This window comes from Nocardia sp. NPDC056000, assembly GCF_042269265.1.
Classification (GTDB): domain Bacteria; phylum Actinomycetota; class Actinomycetes; order Mycobacteriales; family Mycobacteriaceae; genus Nocardia.
On sequence record NZ_JBHJXS010000023.1, the window covers coordinates 50,147 to 69,886 of the forward strand.

General features: G+C 67.3%; 19 protein-coding genes. 10 read left to right on the top strand and 9 right to left on the bottom strand.

The features are described from left to right. The first annotated feature begins 94 nt into the window (after positions 1-94). Positions 95-1,645: a Rieske 2Fe-2S domain-containing protein gene (locus ACFC4D_RS44685; protein WP_376072832.1), complete on the top strand. Its 1,551-nt coding sequence runs from the start codon at positions 95-97 to the stop codon at positions 1,643-1,645. A gap of 71 nt (positions 1,646-1,716) precedes the next feature. On the opposite strand, the gene ACFC4D_RS44690 is transcribed toward ACFC4D_RS44685, so the two are convergent. The 3 genes from ACFC4D_RS44690 to ACFC4D_RS44700 all read right to left on the bottom strand — a co-directional run bounded on the left by ACFC4D_RS44690 (position 1,717) and on the right by ACFC4D_RS44700 (position 4,341). Next, positions 1,717-2,070: a calmodulin gene (locus ACFC4D_RS44690; RefSeq protein ID WP_375961678.1), complete on the bottom strand. Its 354-nt coding sequence runs from the start codon at positions 2,068-2,070 to the stop codon at positions 1,717-1,719. A gap of 154 nt (positions 2,071-2,224) precedes the next feature. Beyond that, positions 2,225-3,256 (bottom strand): peroxiredoxin family protein, encoded by a 1,032-nt coding sequence (locus ACFC4D_RS44695; RefSeq protein WP_376072835.1) that lies wholly within the window; start codon positions 3,254-3,256, stop codon positions 2,225-2,227. 137 nt (positions 3,257-3,393) lie between these two features. Next, positions 3,394-4,341 carry a DMT family transporter gene (locus ACFC4D_RS44700; protein WP_376072838.1) on the bottom strand — a complete coding sequence of 316 codons (948 nt, stop codon included), beginning with the start codon at positions 4,339-4,341 and terminating at the stop codon, positions 3,394-3,396. Between the two features lie 123 nt (positions 4,342-4,464). Here ACFC4D_RS44700 and ACFC4D_RS44705 point away from each other — a divergent pair, with 123 nt between their 5' ends. Next, positions 4,465-5,172 (top strand): hypothetical protein, encoded by a 708-nt coding sequence (locus tag ACFC4D_RS44705; RefSeq protein WP_364636978.1) that lies wholly within the window; start codon positions 4,465-4,467, stop codon positions 5,170-5,172. On the opposite strand, the gene ACFC4D_RS44710 is transcribed toward ACFC4D_RS44705, so the two are convergent. The 3 genes from ACFC4D_RS44710 to serS form a co-directional block, all read right to left on the bottom strand. Beyond that, a complete protein-coding gene (locus ACFC4D_RS44710) occupies positions 5,150-6,436 on the bottom strand; it encodes an MFS transporter (RefSeq protein WP_376072841.1) in 1,287 nt (428 codons plus the stop codon). The genes ACFC4D_RS44705 and ACFC4D_RS44710 overlap by 23 nt on opposite strands. Positions 6,437-6,506: 70 nt before the next feature. Beyond that, positions 6,507-8,300, bottom strand: a complete 1,794-nt coding sequence (locus ACFC4D_RS44715; RefSeq protein ID WP_376072844.1) for a putative bifunctional diguanylate cyclase/phosphodiesterase — start codon at positions 8,298-8,300, stop codon at positions 6,507-6,509. A 108-nt stretch (positions 8,301-8,408) separates the two neighbouring features. Beyond that, positions 8,409-9,674: a serine--tRNA ligase gene (gene serS, locus ACFC4D_RS44720; protein ID WP_375961665.1), complete on the bottom strand. Its 1,266-nt coding sequence runs from the start codon at positions 9,672-9,674 to the stop codon at positions 8,409-8,411. Positions 9,675-9,874: 200 nt separating this feature from the next. Here serS and ACFC4D_RS44725 point away from each other — a divergent pair, with 200 nt between their 5' ends. The 6 genes from ACFC4D_RS44725 (at position 9,875) to ACFC4D_RS44750 (ending at position 15,693) form a co-directional block, all read left to right on the top strand. After that, the gene (locus ACFC4D_RS44725; RefSeq protein WP_376072847.1) at positions 9,875-11,458 is read left to right on the top strand and encodes a GMC family oxidoreductase; all 1,584 of its coding nucleotides are present in this window, start codon (positions 9,875-9,877) and stop codon (positions 11,456-11,458) included. Positions 11,459-11,576: 118 nt separating this feature from the next. Next, positions 11,577-12,821: a septum formation family protein gene (locus tag ACFC4D_RS44730; RefSeq protein ID WP_376072850.1), complete on the top strand. Its 1,245-nt coding sequence runs from the start codon at positions 11,577-11,579 to the stop codon at positions 12,819-12,821. Positions 12,822-12,852: 31 nt separating this feature from the next. Further along, positions 12,853-13,194: a metallopeptidase family protein gene (locus ACFC4D_RS44735; protein ID WP_375961656.1), complete on the top strand. Its 342-nt coding sequence runs from the start codon at positions 12,853-12,855 to the stop codon at positions 13,192-13,194. A 96-nt stretch (positions 13,195-13,290) separates the two neighbouring features. Next, a complete protein-coding gene (locus ACFC4D_RS44740; protein WP_364636966.1) occupies positions 13,291-13,602 on the top strand; it encodes a PE family protein in 312 nt (103 codons plus the stop codon). A gap of 14 nt (positions 13,603-13,616) precedes the next feature. Continuing rightward, entirely contained in the window at positions 13,617-14,798 is a 1,182-nt protein-coding gene (locus ACFC4D_RS44745) for a PPE domain-containing protein (RefSeq protein WP_376072853.1), read from the top strand. Then, a complete protein-coding gene (locus tag ACFC4D_RS44750) occupies positions 14,779-15,693 on the top strand; it encodes an ESX secretion-associated protein EspG (RefSeq protein ID WP_376072856.1) in 915 nt (304 codons plus the stop codon). Before ACFC4D_RS44745 ends, ACFC4D_RS44750 begins: the two co-directional genes overlap by 20 nt. Positions 15,694-15,898: 205 nt before the next feature. Here ACFC4D_RS44750 and ACFC4D_RS44755 read toward each other — a convergent pair whose 3' ends face one another. The 3 genes from ACFC4D_RS44755 to ACFC4D_RS44765 form a co-directional block, all read right to left on the bottom strand. Beyond that, the gene (locus tag ACFC4D_RS44755) at positions 15,899-16,561 is read right to left on the bottom strand and encodes a histidine phosphatase family protein (protein WP_376072859.1); all 663 of its coding nucleotides are present in this window, start codon (positions 16,559-16,561) and stop codon (positions 15,899-15,901) included. Next, positions 16,558-17,475: a prephenate dehydratase gene (gene pheA / locus ACFC4D_RS44760; protein ID WP_376072862.1), complete on the bottom strand. Its 918-nt coding sequence runs from the start codon at positions 17,473-17,475 to the stop codon at positions 16,558-16,560. Before pheA ends, ACFC4D_RS44755 begins: the two co-directional genes overlap by 4 nt. Positions 17,476-17,538: 63 nt before the next feature. Then, positions 17,539-17,964, bottom strand: coding sequence for a hypothetical protein (locus ACFC4D_RS44765; RefSeq protein WP_376072865.1), 426 nt, complete (start codon positions 17,962-17,964; stop codon positions 17,539-17,541). Between the two features lie 85 nt (positions 17,965-18,049). On the opposite strand from ACFC4D_RS44765, the gene ACFC4D_RS44770 reads away from it, so the two are divergent. Further along, positions 18,050-18,820 carry a DUF2470 domain-containing protein gene (locus ACFC4D_RS44770; RefSeq protein ID WP_375961639.1) on the top strand — a complete coding sequence of 257 codons (771 nt, stop codon included), beginning with the start codon at positions 18,050-18,052 and terminating at the stop codon, positions 18,818-18,820. 110 nt (positions 18,821-18,930) lie between these two features. After that, positions 18,931-19,725, top strand: a complete 795-nt coding sequence (locus ACFC4D_RS44775; protein ID WP_376072868.1) for a CPBP family intramembrane glutamic endopeptidase — start codon at positions 18,931-18,933, stop codon at positions 19,723-19,725. The last annotated feature ends 15 nt before the right edge of the window (positions 19,726-19,740 follow it).

Here is a 19,740-nt window from a genome sequence, read left to right on the forward strand (position 1 = left end):
CCCTGAACTCCGGCGGGAGGGGTTCCTGCATAGGCGACGTTTCGGGGTAGCAAGTACCCTGGGTGGCTGGTAACGGTCGAGGAGGAAGAAGCTCGTGCAGATCACCAGCGTCGGACACGCCGGGTTCCACATCTCCACCGCAGCGGGGACGATCCTGTGCGATCCGTGGGTCAACCCGGCATATTTCGCTTCATGGGTTCCCTTCCCCGATAACACCCAGCTGGATTGGGACGCGCTCGGCAATTGCGATTTCCTCTACGTCTCGCATCTGCACCGCGATCACTTCGACGCGAAGCACCTCGCCGACAAGATCAATAAGGACGCCACCGTCCTGCTGCCCGACTATCCCGTGCCGGACCTGCGCCGCGAACTGGAACAGCTCGGCTTCACCAAATTCTTCGAAACCGAGGATTCGGTCAAGCACACCGTCACCGGACCGGGCGGCGACCTCGAGATCATGATCATCGCGCTGCGCGCGCCCGCCGACGGACCCATCGGCGACTCCGGCATCATCGTCTCCGACGGTGAGACCGTGTGCTTCAACATGAACGACGCGCGGCCGGTCGATATGGATGTGCTGCACGATGCGTTCGGGCACATCGACATTCACCTGCTGCAGTACTCCGGGGCCATCTGGTACCCGATGGTGTACGACATCCCCACCAAGACCAAGGCCAACTTCGGTAAGCAGAAGCGCCAACGCGGTATGGACCGGGCACGCTCCTATATCGAACAGGTCGGCGCGACCTGGGTGGTGCCGTCCGCCGGGCCGCCGGTCTTCCTCGACGACGAACTGCGCTACCTCAACGACGATCGCGGGGACGAAGGCAATATCTTCCCCGACCAGGTCGTCTTCCTGGAGCAGATGCGGATCCACGGCAACGAGGGCGGGATCCTGATGATCCCGGGCTCGGTCGCCGATGTGCGCGGTAAGGAACTCCAGCTCGAGCATCCGGTCGACCCGGACACCGTGTACGGGGACAAGGCCGCCTACATCGAGGCCATGGCACAGCGCTTCGCGCCCGTCATCGCGGCCGAAAAGGCTTCCTGGGCAAGCGAATCCGATGGACCGCTGCTGCCGCGCCTGAAGGATCTCTTCGAACCGATCATGGCGCAGAGCGATCTCATCTGCGACGGCATCGGCTATTCGGTCGCGCTGGTCATGGGCGATGAGACCGTCGTGCTCGATTTCCCCAAGCGGATCGTGCGCGCGCCCATCGACGGAGAAGGCAAGCAGCGCTACGGCTTCCGCATCGACCCCACCCTGGTGCGCACCGTCCTGCGCGATAACGAACCCGACTGGGTGAACACCATCTTCCTGTCCACGCGCTTCACCACCTGGCGCATCGGCGGATACAACGAATTCCTCTACACCTTCTTCAAATGCCTCACCGATGAGCGCATCGCCTACGCCGACGGCTGGTTCTCCGAGGCGCACGACGATTCCGCCTCCACCGAACTCGACGGCTGGGAAATTCAGCGCCGCTGCCCGCATTTGAAGGCGGACCTGTCGAAATTCGGTGTGGTCGAGGGCAATACCCTCACCTGCAATCTGCACGGCTGGCAGTGGGATCTGGAATCCGGTCGCTGCAAGACCTCCAAGGGACATGAGCTGCGCTCGCGGAAGCTGGACACACCCGCCTGACCAGCGGTTTCCGGCCGGAGCCCGAGGGACTCCGGCCGGACCTGGAACTCAGGAGACACTTCCGGGCCGAATCACTTCTGAACTTCGGAATCCTTCAATTCACGGGTCAGCCGGGATGACCACGGACACCAGAAACAACCGGGCAGGAAGGCCCCGCACGCCTCGTCGAGATTGTCATTGAGGTAGTCGATGCTGGAATCGCACACCTCGATGGCCACCGTGAAGAACGTGATGGTGTCCGGATCCAGCGCGAAATCCCAGCCGGGGTTGTACGCCTCCCGCCGCTTCCTGATGCGCCCCATCACGTGAATCGACATCTGTTCCTCACCGGACAGAATCCGGCGGGCCTCCGCGATGCGCTGGTCATTGTTCAGCTGAATGACGAATTCTTTGCCGGAATAGTCGGTGAATGCGAAGTAGGCCATGACATTCCCTCTCGACGATGCGATCGGATCGAAAGAAACCTGCCCTTCGATGGTAGGTTGACCGAGCTCGCTATTTCCTCGAATTCGATTGCGGGGCAAAGGAATTGCGGGACCGGGCCGTTTGTCGCAGGGGAAACGGCAGCCGGAAGATCAGCTAGCCGGTGTTCGAGACCGACTGACCGTTTCTTCCGGAAACATACTGGGCACCAACATGTTTCGCCTGTGCGATCAGGTCACGAATGGCCATGGCCCCGCGTGCCACCGGAGCCAGCACCCGGCCGTCCGCACCGATCAGCACACCCGACGGCGTACCGCGCACGCGATAGCGCAGCGCCGCCTCATTGCCCTGCTGCACCAGCACCGGGATATCGCCGAGGTCCTGGGTGCGCGCCCAGGCCGCGTGTTCGTCCAGGTCACCATTGCCGACCATCGCGATGGTGAGGGCTCCGGCCGCACGCTGCCGCCAGCGCGGCAGCTCGCGCGCCAGTGCCGCGCACATCTCACAGCCCGGGTGCACGAACACCAGGAGCAGTGAACCGCCCTGCGCGAGCAGTGCTTCCAGACCGGTGCGGCCGCCGGTCACATTCAGCAGTTCGAACTCCGGGGCCACCGCACCCACCGGGAGACCCTCCGCGCCGAGTGTGGACAGGGCCTGTTCGTCCAGTCGCCGCCGCACCGCGCGCAGTTCGCCCGTCAGCCGGGTGAACAGCGCGGCGAAGACCGCGATCACCACCATCCCGATCGCGTGATCCACCGGAAGCGAGCCCGGCACATCGGGTTCGGCCAGCACGCCCACCCCGGTGACCAGCGCGAAGGCGATCAGCGCCGCATTGCGCAGCAGCGTGGCCCGGCCGATCGGCGCGGTGCTCGCCGCGCCGAAACACGCGCAGGACGGATGCTTTCCCTGTCGCAGCAGCCGGGCCACCGCGGCGGTGAACGCCAGCAGCAACGCCAGGCCGAACAGGGCGCCCGCGAACCCGGTCCACGGCGATACCAGCAGCACGACGACCAGCGTCTCCGCAATGGGCAAGCTCCGGCTCACCAGCGGAGTCCAGCGGATCGGAACCCCGAACTCCCCCACCGCCTTCCGCGTCCCGGCCGGATCGGCGAACTTACCCGCCGCCGCCAGCCCGAACACCACACCGAGCGCCAGCCGCAGCCCCCACACCCCGTATTCGATGGTCATCGATCAACCATCACACAGCGCGATGGGAGCCCAATCCGTAATGGGCGGAACGAATTTCGACATGTGCCGGGGCGAAGAACACCGACCGTTCGGTCACCCGAGCGTGCACCGGGCCGGACCTCGCGGCCGGTGGTCGGTCACTCACGCGCGGCGATAGCCACCGCCACAAAGGTGAGAGCACAGCCGATGACCGCCAAGGTCGACACTCCGGCCCCGGTCGGGGCGACCACATCGAGAGCAAGCGACATCAACAACTGACCCGCCACCGAGGTCAGGCCGAGCAGCAGCACCCCGATCCAGCGCACCACCAGTACCGCCAGCGCGATGAACACCACGCCGATCACGCCACCCAGGTACAACCAGGGGGCACTGGGAAATCCATGCGGCCAACCACTTCCCGAGATCACGACGGCCTCGACGACCAGCAGACCCGCCAGGCCGGTCGCGAAGTTCGCCAGCGTCGCCGATCGCGGTCCGCCCACCGCGCCCACCCGGCCGTTCACCGCCTGCTGCCAGGCCACCCCGAAGCCCGCCACCAGCGGCAATACGATCAGCAATAGCTGCGGCCCGCCGCGCAACCCCTCCGGCACCGACAGCCCGCCCCGCTCACCTGAGCGCCCCGCCACCGACAGCGCGACCGCGACCAGCGCCAATCCCGCTCCCACGGAACGCAATAGGGTCACCGGCGTCCGCCCGCGCGGACCCAGCCCCACCCGATCCACCAGCAGACTGCTCGTCAACTGCCCGGCCACCACCGCGACGGTGAAGGCCGTGACCCCGATCGCCGCCACCGTGAGCCCCTGGCAGGCCACGAAGAACGCGCCGCACAAGCCGCCCAATAGCTGCCACCAGCGCAGTTCCCCCGCGCGCAGCGCATCCCACACCCGCCGCAGCCCGTCGCGCCCCCGCGCGCTCAGCACGACGATCGCACCCACCACCAGCAACCCGGACCCGAAACTGATGACCGCGGCGGCGACACCATCGCCCAGGCGCTCCCCCAACTCACCGTTCACGCGCGCCTGCACCGCCACACCCGCGCCGATGCAACCCCCGAACACCAATCCCGCTCGCCGTCGCCCAGTCACACTTCAATCCTCCCCGTGCCGACCGCCCGGCTTTTCCACAGCCCGGCCGGAATGGCGAGATGTGTTGCGCGGGAACGAAGCTGAGAATGGCCCGGGGTGGGGTGGGTCGGTTACGGTCGTTGCGTGACCGAATCAACAATCGGCGATACGCACGACGCCGAAACCTATCGGGTACTTGATGAAGCGTGGAATTCCTGGGGGCGGCTCGATAGTGATGTGATCGCGCATTTGATCAATCCCGCGTTCATGGGCGGGCCGCAGTGGCCCGCATTGCGGCAGGCACACGCCATTTCGCGGCGCGATGACGCGCTGCTGGTCGCCAGTAGCGGGCTGGCGGACCCCACCGAATGGGAGAACTCGGATCCGACGAATGGGTACGAATTGGAGGTGTTCGGGATATCGCCGGACATTCCCGCCGACAGCGATACCATTTCGGTGGCGACCTCCTGGTTGGGGCAGACCGTGATGACGGTGTCGAATCTGGTGGCGCAGTATGGATTCCGGGTTTCGGACATGCTGGAGCAGTACGGGGTCATCACCATTCAACTGGAGAACGCGCAATTGCCGCGCGCCGCCACCGGAACCTATCTCGATGAGGACGGTGCGCTGGTGGTCATGCTCGGCCTGATCGGCGATGAGCTACCCGGCACCGTACCCGGACCGCTGTCACCGATCCGGCTGGTCAATGTGAAGCTGCTGACCGTCGCCGAAGGACGCTTCTGCGTGAACAATTCGATGGGCGACGCCGACGCGCGCCACGAACTCGCCCGGCGCTTCGCCGAACAGGGCGACGTGCTGCGGTCCAGCATCAATCGGCCGTCGGTGGTCTGACCCCCTCCCCACCCGGCAGCCAGGTCGGCAGCAGCGCGGCGATCAGCAGCAGCGGGGTGCCCAGCGCCGCCACCAGCACCGGAATGGGCAGCCAGGCCGCCGCCACACCGACGAAGATGAAGACGATCAGCGCGATCACCTCGGTGACCAGGCCGGACACCGAGGTGACGGTGGCCCGGGCCGGACCCTCGATGGCGTCCTGGAGCCGGGCCGAGGCCAGCACGTCGGCGTTGTAATCGATGCCGTACGCGATCGCGATGGCGGTGAAACCCACCGCGACAAGGGAATAGACGACACCGGGATGCGCGGTGGCGAGACCGCACAGCAGCGCGCCGCCGATGAACAGCACGCCGGCGATGCCCATCGCGATCGAAAAGGCCCGCGCCGAAACGCTTTCGGTGCGACCGGCGAGAGCGGCTCCGGCCAGCGCGCCCGCGACGGTCACACCGACCAGCACCGCCGATATCGACGGCGAGACACCGGCGTGGTCGGCGAGCAGCGCGAAGTACTCGTCGAACGCGGTGATGCCGTTCAACAGCGCTACCAGGATCACACCGCGCCGAATCACCCTGACATGCAGTGACTCTCGAAGTCCGGAACGCAACATGTGCGCATATCGCGATATACCGGCCGGAGTCGACGCTGCTGAAAGCGCGGCAGGCGCGGCATCGGGCTCCTCCTCCAATTCCTCTACGTCCGAAGCGGATACCACCTTCGGCGCACTCGGTAGTGCCACCGCCGACAGCACGTGGATGCCTGCCAGCACCACGCTCGACCAGCCGACCAGGGCGTAACCGCCCCACGCGTACAGCGGCGCGGCCGCGAGAATGCCTGCGAGAGCGGCGGATTCGGCGGCGGCACGGGTGTAACCCATCAGCCGGGGATACGCCGAGGTCGCGGCACGGGCGGCGAGATCGTCATAGATCAGCGCCTCGAAGGTGCCCGAACGCAGTGCGCCCGCGGTGCCCCAGAGCACGAAGCCCGCCGCGAAACCCGCATACGACGGCAACAGCGTCCAGACCAGGAAACCGGCCGTGAGCAGGACGCCGGAAAGTATGAGCAGGCCCCGGCGCGACACCGTATCGGCCCACGCGCCAGACGGGACCTCCAGCAGGAACGAGGTCGCCGACCAGATGGCCAGCAGCGAGGAGATCTGCGCCGTGCTCAGACCGTGGTCGGCGAACAGCAGCGCGTACAGCGCGTAATACGGAATCAGATCCGCCGTCAGCGCGAACAGCACCGCGCGCAGCGTGAGACCGCGCACCGGATCGGCGCGGCGACTACCTAGAAGTGCGAGCCGGGATCAACAGGCGTAGACGAGCATGCGCATGAGATCAACTCTGCGCGCCCGGCGCTCCCCCGTCAAACGGATTGTCGACCGGAATCCAGCCGTTGGTGTTCACCTCGTGCTCGGTGCGGCCCACCCCGACCAGACCGTGCCGGTCATTGAGATCGTTGATGAGCTCGGACACCGGATGCGAATCGCTGTAGTGGTAACCCTGCGCCAGCGCGAAACCCAGTTCGGTGAGCACCGCGGCCTGGTATTCGGTCTCCACACCCTCCGCGATCACCTGCAGGTCCAATGACTTGCTCAGCGCCGCAATGACTCCCAGCAGCGGCGGGGCCGGGGAATCGGAGCGGATGGCGGCCACGAAGGACTGATCCACCTTCAGGATGTCGCTGGGCAGCGTGGCCAGGCGGCTCAAGGACGAATAGCCGGTGCCGAAATCGTCGATGGCGATGCGGACGCCGGTCTCGCGCAGCTTGTGCAGATTCGCGATGGCGGTCTCGGATTCGGCGGCGATCTCGCTCTCGGTCACTTCCAGGACCAATTGATCCGCGGGCCAGCCGGTATCGGCCAGAATTCCGGAAACCCGGTCGGCATAGGCGGATTCGGCCAATTCCAGGCCGCTCACATTCACGTTCAGCGTCAGATCCAGCTGGGCGAACGTCTCCTGCAACCGCATCGCGTCGGCGCACGCCCGGCGCAACACCAGCTCGTCCAGATCGGAGATGAGGTCGTATTCCTCCGCCACCCGGATCAGGCCCTCGGTGGTCACATCCGGTTGCGCGTGCGAGGACCAGCGCAGCAGCGCCTCCACCCCGACCGCGCGGGTCGCACCGTCGGACAGGCTCACGATCGGCTGATACTGCACATCCAGGGTGCCGCGATCGATCGCCTCGCGTAGCTCCACCGCCAGCGGCAACTGCCGCGACGACTCCAGCACCGTGCGATTGCGGCCCGCCTGCTTGGCCCGATACAGGCCCACGTCCGCGCGGCTCACCAGCAGCGAACCCGACTCACCCGGCTGCCACGAGGTGACACCCGCGGAACAACCCGTAGTCACCGCCGCACGCAATTGCTCGGTCAGCAGAATCGCGGCCTGCTCGGTCGAATTCGGCAGCAACAGTGCGAAAGCGTCACCGCCGTAGCGGGCCAGCCGCTGCTCCGGGGTCAGCAATTTCTGCCAGGTGTCACCCACCCGCTGCAAGACCGCGTCACCCGCGCGATGCCCGAGATGATCATTGATCTTCTGAAAACGATCCAGGTCCACCAGCACCAGCGACAATGCCTGACCGGTGCGCTGCGCGTGCCCGATGGCATTGGCCAGCGCGCGATCGAAACCGCGGCGATTCAGCAGACCCGTCAGCACATCGATATCCGCGTCCGACGCCATCCGGGTGAGAATGCCGACCACAATGCCGATTCCGATGGTGATACCCGCCGGAATCAAACCCGACCACCACGGCAGACCGCGCGAGGGCACCACCCACAAACAACACAGCACCGCGAAAACCAGATGCGCGCCGAGCCATTTCCAGGCGAAGAAAATCGCGGCATCACACGCTACGAACACATAGAACGCGGCCAGACTGATCGCGCCCACGGTATTCGGAAACCAATGCACCGCAACGGTCACCAGCACCGTGGCCACCGCCACATATCCGTGATGCACGTAGTGCGGCATGCGCGGGCCCCAGAACAGCAGACTCACCCCGAGCAGCAATGCCACCAGCGCCGCACTACCCACCAGCGGCCGATTGCCCTCATCACCCGGAGCGACGGCCGTGATCACCAGACCGAGCACACCACCCATGACGTAGAACGCACCGGTCGTTCGAGCCATGACCATTGCCGTCGCCAGCGCCGAAGCCGTCCGCACCCGCGTTCGGGTATCGCCGCGAGACCCGATTCCTCGCACGCTGCCCAGCCTAAACGGTGAGTTGATATTTGCTCACCGGATCGGCTCGAGCACTTCGACACCCACGAACGGGACCAACGCCGCCGGGACCCGGACCGAGCCGTCGGCTTGCTGATGATTCTCCAGCAGCGCGACGATCCAGCGGGTGGTGGCGAGCGTGCCATTCAGGGTGGCGGCGGTTTGCGGCTTGTTGTTCTCATCGCGGTAGCGGACATTGAGGCGGCGCGCCTGGAATGTCGTGCAATTCGAGGTCGAGGTGAGCTCGCGATAGGTCTCCTGGGTCGGAACCCAAGCCTCGCAGTCGAATTTGCGCGCGGCCGAGCTGCCCAGATCACCGGCGGCCACATCGATGACTCGATACGGCACCTCGATGGCGGCGAGCATCTCCTGCTCCCACGCCAGCAGGCGCTTGTGCTCGGCGTCCGCGTCCTCGGGGCGGGTGTAGACGAACATCTCCACCTTGTCGAACTGATGCACGCGAATAATGCCGCGGGTGTCCTTGCCGTAGCTGCCCGCCTCGCGCCGGAAACACGATGACCAGCCCGCGTAGCGCTTGGCGTTCGCCGCGCCCAGATCCAGGATCTCGCCCGAGTGATAGCCCGCCAGCGGAACCTCCGAGGTGCCGACCAGGTACAGGTCGTCCTCTTCCAGGTGATAGATCTCCGCCGCGTGCTGACCCAGGAAACCGGTGCCCGCCATGATCTCCGGGCGCACCAGCACCGGCGGAATCATCATGGTGAAACCATTCCGGGTGGCCCGCTGCGCCGCCAGCTGCAACAGGCCCAGCTGCAACAGCGCGCCATAACCGGTAAGGAAATAGAAGCGCGCGCCCGAAACCTTCGCACCGCGTTCCATATCGATGATGCCCAGCGATTCACCCAATTCCAGGTGATCCTTCGGGGTGAAATCGAATTCGCGCGGGGTGCCGACATGCTCGAGCACGACGTAATCGTCCTCGCCGCCCGCCGGCGCGCCCTCCTGCACCACATTCGACAGCGCGCGCTGCGCGGCATCGAGCACGGCATCGGCGGCATTCTCGGCGACCTCGGCCTCCTTGACCTTCGCCGACAACTCCTGCCCCTGCGCCAGCAGCACCGGGCGCTCCTCCGGAGACGCCTTGCCGACCTTCTTGCCCAGCGCCTTGTGCTCGGCGCGCAGACCATCGGCATTGGCGACGGCCGCGCGCCGCGCCGTATCGGCCGCGAGCAGGGCATCCACCAGGGCCGGGTCCTCGCCGCGAGCCCGCTGCGACGCGCGGACCACGTCCGGGTTCTCCCGCAGGAATCGAAGGTCGATCATGCGGCCCAGCCTATCGGGGCGGGGCCAGCGAATTTCCCTTAGGTCCAGGACCGGACAAATACGTCAGCGCCAGTTTCCGCCCGATTCCCGCGTTCCGGTCGCCCTCATTCACAGGATCGACCAGAGTTGGGTCATGGGTACGGCCGGAACGCCGCTGCGCCCGCGCACGTATCCCTCGCCAGACCTCCCGAGGAGTCCCCATGCCCCAATACACGCCGAGCACAGTCGATTTCATCGTCGTCGGCGCCGGATCCGCCGGGGCGGCCGTGGCCGCTCGGCTCAGTGACCGGCCCGGCGTCAGCGTCGCCGTCGTCGAAGCGGGCAGCGCCGACCGCGATAAATTCGTGCACATCCCCGCCGGATTCTCCAAGCTCTTCCAGGGCGAGAACGACTGGAACTACCGCACCGAACCGCAAACCGAACTGCACGACCGCCAGGTGTACTGGCCGCGCGGCAAAATGCTCGGCGGCTCCTCATCGATGAACGCCATGATGTGGGTGCGCGGTTTCGCCGCCGACTACGACGAATGGGCCGAGCACGCCGGGCCCGGATGGTCATTCGAGCAGGTGCTGCCCTATTTCCAGCGCATGGAAACCGTCGAGGGGCCGGAGGGCAACGTCGGCGAGGGACCGCTGTACATCTCGCCGCAGCGCAGCCCGCGCGCCATCACTCAGGAGTACCTGACCGCCGCGACCCAGGCCGGATTCACCCTCGAGACCGCGAATGCCGATGTGCCGCAAGGGTTCACGCAGACCATGGTGAGCCAGAAGCGCGGGGCGCGGTGGAGCACGGCCGACGCCTACCTGCGGCCCGCCCTGCAACGGCACCGGGATCTGACGCTGATCACCGACGCGCATGTCACGCAGGTGCTGTTCGAAGGCAATCGCGCGGTCGGCGTCGAATACCGGATCGGCGGCGAGACCAAACAGCTGCACGCCAAACGCGAGGTCATCCTGTCCGGCGGGGCGATCAACACACCGCAGCTGCTCATGCTGTCCGGTATCGGACCCGTGGATCAGCTGACCGCGCTGGGAATCCCGGTGCGGCACCACAATCCGGAGATCGGGCGCAATCTGCGCGATCACCTGGCCGCGCCCATCGTGTATCGCACCAAGGCGGGCAGCCTCTACGGCGCGGACAAGAACCTGCTCGAACTGGGTAATTACCTGCTGCGGCGACGCGGACAGCTCACCTCCAATGTCGGTGAGGCATACGGATTCGTGCGCAGCCGCCCGGATCTGGACCTGCCGGACCTGGAATTGATCTTCGCGCCCGCGCCCTACATCGGCGAGGGGCTCGGCGAACCCGACGGGCACGCGCTGACCTTCGCGGCGGTGCTGCTCAAGCCCGAATCACTCGGCGAGATCACGCTGACCTCCACCGATCCGTTCGTCGCGCCACGCATCGATCCCAAGTACGTCTCGGAGATCAACGACCGCATCACGCTCATGGCCGGACTGCGCACCTGCGTCGAAATCGCCTCGCAGCCCGCGCTCAAGGAGCACATCGGGGAGCTCATGCAGCCCGAGATGTCCGCGAGCACGCCGATGGACGAGGTGCTCAAGCGGTGTTTGGACGCGCATTCGCACACGCTCTACCACCCGGTCGGCACCTGCCGGATGAGTTCGGACTCCACCGGCGTCGTCGATCCGGAACTGCGGGTGCGCGGGGTCGAAGGGCTGCGTATCGCCGATACGTCGGTCATGCCGATCATCACGCGCGGGCATACCCACGCGCCCGCGGTGCTGATCGGTGAGAAGGCCGCCGACCTCATCGCGGGATAGCGATCGCGGGGTAAATACGGTGTGCTGCGCCGGTTCCCACGCCGGGAACCGGCGCGTCGGGGTGCGAAGTTCAGTGGGACATGGCGGGGGCGATGCCGCGCTGACATGATGGACGGCGATGTCCGACGAACGAGTGCCTCCGCAGAAGCAGCCCGCGTGGCCACCCGCTGGTCCCCGAAAAGGGGGGTCACGGCGGGCGGGCAGGTCGGGTCCATCGTCCGGTCAGCCGGATCCGTACGGTCAGCCGGATCCCTCCGGGCGGCCGGGTCCCTCCGGTCGGTCAGGTTCGTCGGTTGGGCGGTCGGGGCCGCTGGCCGGGCTGCGATCGAAGCTGAGTACGGACGGTCCGCTGTCCGCGCCCACGCTGCGCTGGGGGCTGCTCGCCGTCGCGGTGGGTGCGGTGGTCGCCGCGCTCATCACCATGGTCGTCTCGGGGTTCGACTCCGGGCGGGTGGAGGCGCATACGCCGGGCGGGGCGCAGCCCACCGGGGCGGTCGCGGGCGCGGCCTTCGGCACCGCCAAACAGGGCGACTGCCTGAGCTGGAGCAAGAGCAATGCCAGCGATCTGGTGAAGGTCGACTGCGGCAGCAAGCACCTGTTCGAGGTCACCGCCGATGTCGATCTGAGCAAGTACCCGGGCCGCGAATTCGGGCCGGGCTCACGCTTTCCCGATTCGTTGCGCTTCTCCGAACTGCGCGATGAGCACTGCGTCAGCGCCGCGCAGAGCTACCTCGGCGGCAAATTCGATCCGCGCGGCAAATTCGTCGTCGGCCTGATCAATCCGGGCGAAGCGGGCTGGAAGGCGGGCGAGCGCACGCTGCGCTGCGGCCTGCAGGTCACCGGCAGCGCGGGCACCGCGACGCATCCCATCTCCGGCAGCGTGCGGAACGTCAATCAGTCCAAGGTGTTCGACGTCGGCACGTGCGTGGGCATCGCTCGCAACCTGCCCACCGATCCGGTCGACTGCGCGCAACCGCACGCCTTCGAGATCGTCTCCACCGTCGACCTCGGCGCGCGCTTCCCGAACGGCGCGCCCAGCAAGGACGATCAGGACAAGGTCATGGAGGACCAGTGCGCCAAGGACTCCACCGACTACCTCGGCTCACCGGACGCGTTGCGCAACAAGACCCTCACGCTGTTCTGGGATTTCCTGGACACCCGCAGCTGGCTGGCCGGTAGTCAGAGCCTCAACTGCCTGATCGGCAAGGGCGCGGACCAGGAGGGCTTCGCCACCATCACCGGTTCCGCGCGCGGCGATCTGCTCATCGACGGCCAGGCCCCCGTGCCGCCGCCGAACAACGGCCGCTACACCCCGCCGCCGCTACCGGGCGCGGCGCCGCCGGTCATCCCGCAGCCGCGGTGATCGAACAGAACGGCGCACCGTGTCGGTAACCATGTCCGACGAGCGCTTCGAAGAGCTCGTCGGTGACGCACTGGACCTGATTCCGGCCGAGCTGGCCAAGGCCATCGACAATGTGGTGGTTCTCATCGAACCGCGCAGCGACGAGGATCCGCACCTGCTCGGGCTCTATCACGGGATAGCGCTCACCGAACGGGACTTCAGCCACTACGGGGGCGCATTACCCGACACCATCACCATCTATCGCGAGGCCATCCTCGGCATGTGCCACAGCGAAGAAGAGGTGGTGGAAGAGGTGGCAATCACAGTGATTCACGAGATCGCGCACTACTTCGGGATTGACGACGACCGCCTCCATCAGCTGGGATGGGGCTGATCCGGGGTTGCGGGGAACCATTCAGCTAACCGGTGCGTCCAAGAATTCATAGCCGGTACCGCTGTCTGTTCCACACACCAGGAGGGGAGTCGCTTCATGGTCGGCCACGTCCTCGTGCAGCCCGAGGTCATTCTCGCCGCTGCTCTCGAGCTCGACCTGCTCGCCGAACGACTCTCGGCGGCATCCGCTTTCACCGCGCCCGCCACCCACGTACTGCCCTCCGGCACCGAGGAAGTCTCCTTCCTGGCCGCCGCACACTTCAATCAGGCGGCATTCAGCCACGATCGGGCAACCGCCCAGGCCGTACTCGAACTGCATCACGCCGCCGCCACCCTGCGCACCCAGCTCGCCCAGTACCTGGTGCAGGACGCGGTGCGCGCGGCCGGTATCGCCGCCATCCAGGTGTAGAGGGGAACACTCGAATGACATTGGGCATCACCGGGGTCTTCTGGCTCCCCCGCATGGCCGAACTGAACTCCGTCACCTTGAACGCCGGGGCGCACGCAATACCGATCGCGGCCGCGGGCACCGCCTGGGGCGGGCTCACCGCCGCCTGGGTCGACGCCACCACCACCGTCGCCCGGGTTATGGCCGAGGTCGGGGTCGGGCTTCAGGGCATCAACGGGTTGAACGTGCTGGGCCGCCTCACCGGATTCACCCTGTGGTCCGAACAGCAGAGTGTGCTCGCCGCGGCCATGGCCGCCAAGGCCGCCGCCAATGTGACCGCGTACACCGTGGCGTCGATCGTCATGCCGAGCCTGCCCGAGATCGCGGTCGTCGAAGCCGCGCGGGTGGCGGCGCATTCCACCGGTGGCGCGCTCAACGGCACCGCCGAAGCCGCCGAGGCCGCGAAACTCGCGCTCGATATCCGGGCCGCGCTGGTCATGGAGACCTACGAGGCCGCCACCACCGCGCTCGTCACCACGCCCGGCGAATTCTTCCTGCCGCCCGCCATCGCCATGGGGGCCGGATCCGTCAATGGCGCAAGCGGTTTCGGCGACGGCTCCGGTGATCCGGTGCAGGCCGCGCTGGCCGCCGCGGCCGGGCTGGCGAACAACCCCGCGGTCCTCAGCGCCATGAGCCAGGCGGCCGAGGTGGCCGGGACCGTGGCCACCTCCGGTGCGACCACCGTCGGCAATGTCGCGAGCACCGCGATCACAGCCGTGGCCAATGGGCTCGCGCCGGGCCATATCGGGACCGCCGTGCCCGGCGTCGGCGATGCGGGCCTTGCCACCGTGGGCGCGGGCGTGACCGGAGTGAGCACCAGCGCGGTTTCCTTCGGTGGCGGCGGTACGAGCGTGAGCATCGGAAACGGTGGCGGCACACTGAAATTGCCCGAAGGCTGGGGCGCGGGCACCGGAATGCCGAGTGGCGCACCGGCGGCTCCCGTGGCTGTCGCCGAGCCGGTGAGCGTCGCGCCCGCCGCGCAATCCGCCGCACCCGTGCGCGCCTCGAATTCCAATCCGCTGCTGGGCAATCAGGCACAGCGCGATGAGGACGAGACCTACGACGGGCATGACTACGGGCGCTCCGTGGAACACTTCGCCGACGGCCGGGTCATCGCGCCCGCGGTGATCGGCGGCGATGCGATGGAGAGCCGGTGAGCATCTTCGGCGAAGCAGCGCGCACAGCCTCGGCGGCCGTCTCGGGCGACCGTTCGGCGAAGCGGTGACCGTGCTCGGCGCGGGGCACGGGCCGTCGCTATTGCGGTCGGTCACGCTGTCGCTCGACGAAATGCAGTATCTCCAGGAGGCTTTGGAGTTCGATGAGCTGCCCGTGGTGCTGAATGCCATGGGGCGATACGACAATGCCGCCGATCACGACACGGCCATGCATGCCGCGGCGACGGCATTGGCCGAACGCGATCTGCTCGACGGTGACCAGGTGCATCCGGAACTCGCCGAGCGGCTGCGCGTGCTCTACCGCCCGCACTGGGTGATCGCCCTGCGCTGGTACGTGAACGGCCAGGTCAACCGGTTCTGCCTGGCCAAGGGCGACGATATCGAAGTCGTCGCGCTGCGCGGCCCGCACTCCTACGTCATCGATACCGCCGGACACGATCTGCCGGGCACGGTCATGGCCGCCCTCGGGCCCGCGGACCCGCTCGAGCTCGACGGAATGAACGCGCCCACAGCCGAATTGGCCCCCGTCTTCGACGATGCGGGTGATGTCACCACCACCGCGAACCGCCTCGCCGAGGTGGGCAAACCGCCGCGCGACTCGAAAACCCTTGCCTCCGCACTGGTTCAGGTCGACTCGCACGCCGAGATCGCCGGCGTCATCTACGGTGACGGCACCCGCGACACCGCCGACAATCACATCGCCGTCTTCAACACCCGGCACGGCAGATTCCTCGCCACCGCCAGCATCGCCGACGACGGCACCAAATGGACATCGCTGGCAACGGGCACACCGGCCCGCCTGCGCACAGCGCTACACGATCTGATCGCCGGTTTGCCTCTGCGCCAGGAGTTTCCGAAGTTCCGGGCACCCAGCTAGTCCACCCCGTCGCCCCACCCCGTCATCCCGGCATGCTTTTGGCCGGGATCCACAGCGCTCGGGACAGCGCTGCGGCGTGTGGATCCCGGCCAAAAACGCGCCGGGATGACGGGGGTGTCTGCGCCCTCAACCCTGTCGGGGGGTGTCTGCGCCCTCAATCCAGTCGGGGGGTGTCTGCGCCCTCGCGGCCGGTCGGGGCAGGCGGTCAGCCCATGGGGTCGTCGCCGGTGGGGGCGGTGTCCTCGCCGAAGGGTGGGAGGTAGCGGCCCCAGCGGGTGCATTCCCAGGTGCCGTCGGAGTGCGGCAGGAGTTCGATGGTGTCGGTGTTGTCGAGGTGGTTGTTGGCGGCGAAAAGCCTTGGGACCGAGGCTAGTTCGCGGGAGACCAGGCGCATTACGGCGCCGTGGCTGACCAGGATGATGTCGCCGGAGTCATCGTCGGAGAGGTACTCGTCGCGTAGGCGTTCCAGGGTGGGGACGTAGCGGTCCAGCACTTCCATGCCGGTCTCGCCGCCGGGGACGCGCTGGCTCAGATCGCCGAAATGCCAGGCGTGGTAGACGTCCTGGAAGGTTTCGTGCGCTTCGCGGGTGTTCAGGCCCTCGAGGTCGCCGAGCTGGACCTCCTGCATACCCTCCAGGGTCTCCAGCTTCACGCCGGTGGCGTCGGCGATATGGCCGCCGGTCTGGCGGGCGCGCAGGGCCTCGGAGGAGAAGAGGCGGCGCGGCGGCGTCGACAGGTTCGCGCCGAAGGTTTTCGCCTGCGCCACACCACGTTCGGTGAGCGGCAGGCCGGGAAGCCTGGTGTCCAGGATCTTGGCGACATTGCCTTCGGTCTCGCCGTGTCGCACCAGGATGAGCTTGCCGGTCACAGGTCGGCCACCCCTTTCTTCAGGTCTGCCAGCCAGGCCGCCGCGGGTTCATCGGCGGGCGGCGGAGCACCGGTGGCCGAGGTCGCGGGCCAGGAGCCGAGGAACCGGATCCGGGCGGCGGTGCGGTGCAACGCCTTCAACGCCTCGGCGACCGCGGTGTCATCGATATGGCCGACGCAGTCCAGGTAGAAGCGGTACGTGCCCATGCCCGTTCGCGTCGGGCGGGATTCGATACGGGTGAGATCGATTCCGCGGGTGGCGAATTCGGCGAACGCGCGCATGAGCGAACCCGGTTCGTTCGCCAGTTCCAGCACGATCGAGGTGCGGTCCACCCCGGTGCGCGGCGGCGCGGGCTGCGGCGGCGCGACCAGCACGAAACGGGTCACCGCCGAATCCACATCGGCGACATCGGTCGCCAGCGCGGTCAAACCCAGGCGCTCACCGGCGAGCGCGGTCGAGACGGCCGCGTCCGCGTGCCCGGCCACCACATCCTCGGCGGCGGCGGCATTGGAGGCCGAGGTGAACATCTCCGCCTCCGGCAACCGATGCGCCAACCAGATGCGCACCTGCGCGGCCGCGACCGGATAGGCGGCGATCCGCCGCACCTGCGAGAGTTCGATACCCGGCCGCGCCAGGATCGTGAACGCCACATTCAGTTCGGTCTCGGCGATGATCTGCAAGCGGGGACCCAGCGCCAGCGCGTCCAGCGTCGGCGCGATCGACCCGTCCACCGAGGATTCGATCGGCACCACCGCACCGTCGACCTGCCCGGCGCGCACCAGTTCGATGGTCGCGCCCTGACTCGGGGCGGGGACACGCTCGACCGGCCCGCCGAAGGTTCCGGTGGACTCGAGTTTTGCGAGGGCCATCTCCGTGAAGGTTCCCGACGGCCCGAAATAGGCGATGCGCGGCACGGTCTAGACACTACTTGCGCACGCTGAGCAACTCCCTATTTTGAATCACTCCCTTACCTACCCCTAAGGCTGGAGCGCGCGCAGTCCCGCGGTGACGGCGTCCGGATCCGATGTCTCGATGGCGAGCAGCACGGTGCGCAGCGCTTCGACGGCGGGCTGTTTCAGACCCGACAGGAAGGGGAGGTCCGGGGCGGCGAGAGCGGTCGGTATGTCCTCGCCCATGAGCGCCGCGACGGTGGCGGCGACGATCGCCAGGGCGCGTTCGCCGGAATCGGTGCGGGCCACGAAACCGGTGTCGCCGTGCGCGATTCGGACCAGGAATTCCGCGACCGCCACATCGCCGACGCTCAGGTCGAGCACCTCGGCCGGGGCCGGATTCGCGCTGATGGGACGGATAAGGCCGTCCGTTATGCCCTGCACGGCGGGTTTCCCGGGGACGCTCAATTGCAGGATGACCGGTTCGGGGGCGGGGGCGGAATCATGCGGCACGGGGTCAACCGTACTGAGTCGATGGGTTGCGCAAGATCACACTCTGACTTAGCTTAGGTTTACCTAATTCATCATGGAGGTAGGCATGACCAACACGGCTCCGGTCGTCGCGCCCCACACCGCCGAGCGCGTGCACAGCGCCTGCGCCCACGCCGAGAGCGCGATGCTGGCCGTGCCCGGCCTCGACCCGGTACCGACCTCGGTGCACCTGCTGCGCCAGTGCGGCGACATCGTCATCGCCGTACCGTCCAATTCGGTTGCGGCCGTACTGGTTATGACCTGCGGCAACACCGGCTCGCCCGCCGTGCTCGAACTCACCGACCACGCCCCGCTGCCGCTGCGCGAACCCGTCCGCGCCCTGGTCTGGCTGCGCGGCTGGGTGCACGCGGTCCCCAGCAACACCCAGCGCGCGCTCGCCGCCGCCGTCGCCGAGGACCACCCGCATCCGGCACTGCTCGACATCGGCCACACCGCCACCCTGCTGCGGCTGGTCGTCGACTCCGCCGTCGTCGCGGACACCTCCGGCGCGGATTCGGTGACACGCGAACAACTCCGGCAGGCGCACCCGGACCCGTTCTGCGCCATGGAAGGCGCCTGGCTGCAACACCTGCACGCCGACCACGCCGACGTCATCGACCGGCTCGCCCGGCATCTGCCGCCCGCACTGCGGCGCGGCGCGCTCGTGCATCCGCTCGCCATCGACCGGTACGGGGTAACGCTGCGCGTGGAAGCCGTCGAGGCCGACCACGACATCCGCATCCCCTTCCCCACCCCCGCGCACGATGTCGAATCGCTCAGCCGCGCCGTACAGGCCCTGGCGGCCAACCCTTTCGAGCACGGCCTGCACCGCATCTAGCCGAATTCGGTTCACCGGGCCCGACTCCCGGCCGGAACCACGCTGGGACGACGGAACCCCGCCCGCCCGCTTGGCGCAGGTGGTTTCGGTCGCGCGCATAGATTGGCGGCATGAATTCGGGAGCCGAGACCTCGGCCACGTGGCCCGCACCCGCATCGACCGACGCCGAACGGCGGGCGATCCGGATCGAGATCGCGATCGTCCTGGTCGTCACGTTCGGGCTGAGTGGGGCCAATGCGGCGCTGTCACTGCTCGAGAGCGCGCTCGCGCCGGGCGGGGTGGGCGGGCAGACCGTTGCGCTGAATCCGTCGCGGGCCGCGCAATCCGCCATCGATCTGCTGTTCCAGCTGTTGAGCGTGGCGCGGCTGCTCGGATGGGCGGCGCTCGGGCTGTACCTGTTGTGGCGCAGTGGAATCGGGCCGCGCCTGATCGGCATCGCCCGTATGCGGTGGCGGGCCGATGTGCTGCCGGGGCTGGCCTTGGCCGCGATCATCGGGATTCCCGGGCTCGGACTGTATCTGGTGGCACACGCGCTCGGGGTGAGCGTCACGATCGTGCCCGGCTCACTGGATCATTGGTGGCGGCTGCCGGTGCTGGTGCTGAACGCCTGGGCGAATTCGGCGGCCGAGGAAGTGCTGGTGGTCGCCTATCTGATCACCCGATTGCGGGCGCTGGGCTGGTCCGAGAACCGGTCGCTGCTGGCCTCGGCGCTGCTGCGCGGCAGCTACCACCTGTATCAGGGACTCGGTGGCGGTATCGGAAACCTGGTGATGGGACTCATATTCGGGCGCTACTGGCAGCGCACCAACCGGCTCTGGCCACTGCTGCTGGCGCACGCGCTGATCGACACCGTCGCCTACATCGGCTATTCCGTACTGCGCGGACACGTCTCCTGGCTGCCGTAATGCGATTGGAATGAA

What these genes read in the sequence shown, in the direction of transcription:
- ACFC4D_RS44775 (WP_376072868.1), top strand. Translation starts at nt 18,931, where the DNA reads ATGAATTCGGGAGCCGAGACCTCGGCCACGTGGCCCGCACCCGCATCG.
- serS (WP_375961665.1), bottom strand. Translation starts at nt 9,674, where the DNA reads ATGATCGACCTTCGATTCCTGCGGGAGAACCCGGACGTGGTCCGCGCG.
- ACFC4D_RS44770 (WP_375961639.1), top strand. Translation starts at nt 18,050, where the DNA reads ATGACCAACACGGCTCCGGTCGTCGCGCCCCACACCGCCGAGCGCGTG.
- ACFC4D_RS44725 (WP_376072847.1), top strand. Translation starts at nt 9,875, where the DNA reads ATGCCCCAATACACGCCGAGCACAGTCGATTTCATCGTCGTCGGCGCC.
- ACFC4D_RS44690 (WP_375961678.1), bottom strand. Translation starts at nt 2,070, where the DNA reads ATGGCCTACTTCGCATTCACCGACTATTCCGGCAAAGAATTCGTCATT.
- ACFC4D_RS44695 (WP_376072835.1), bottom strand. Translation starts at nt 3,256, where the DNA reads ATGACCATCGAATACGGGGTGTGGGGGCTGCGGCTGGCGCTCGGTGTG.
- ACFC4D_RS44735 (WP_375961656.1), top strand. Translation starts at nt 12,853, where the DNA reads ATGTCCGACGAGCGCTTCGAAGAGCTCGTCGGTGACGCACTGGACCTG.
- ACFC4D_RS44730 (WP_376072850.1), top strand. Translation starts at nt 11,577, where the DNA reads ATGTCCGACGAACGAGTGCCTCCGCAGAAGCAGCCCGCGTGGCCACCC.
- ACFC4D_RS44740 (WP_364636966.1), top strand. Translation starts at nt 13,291, where the DNA reads ATGGTCGGCCACGTCCTCGTGCAGCCCGAGGTCATTCTCGCCGCTGCT.
- ACFC4D_RS44745 (WP_376072853.1), top strand. Translation starts at nt 13,617, where the DNA reads ATGACATTGGGCATCACCGGGGTCTTCTGGCTCCCCCGCATGGCCGAA.
- ACFC4D_RS44750 (WP_376072856.1), top strand. Translation starts at nt 14,779, where the DNA reads ATGCGATGGAGAGCCGGTGAGCATCTTCGGCGAAGCAGCGCGCACAGC.
- ACFC4D_RS44715 (WP_376072844.1), bottom strand. Translation starts at nt 8,300, where the DNA reads ATGGCTCGAACGACCGGTGCGTTCTACGTCATGGGTGGTGTGCTCGGT.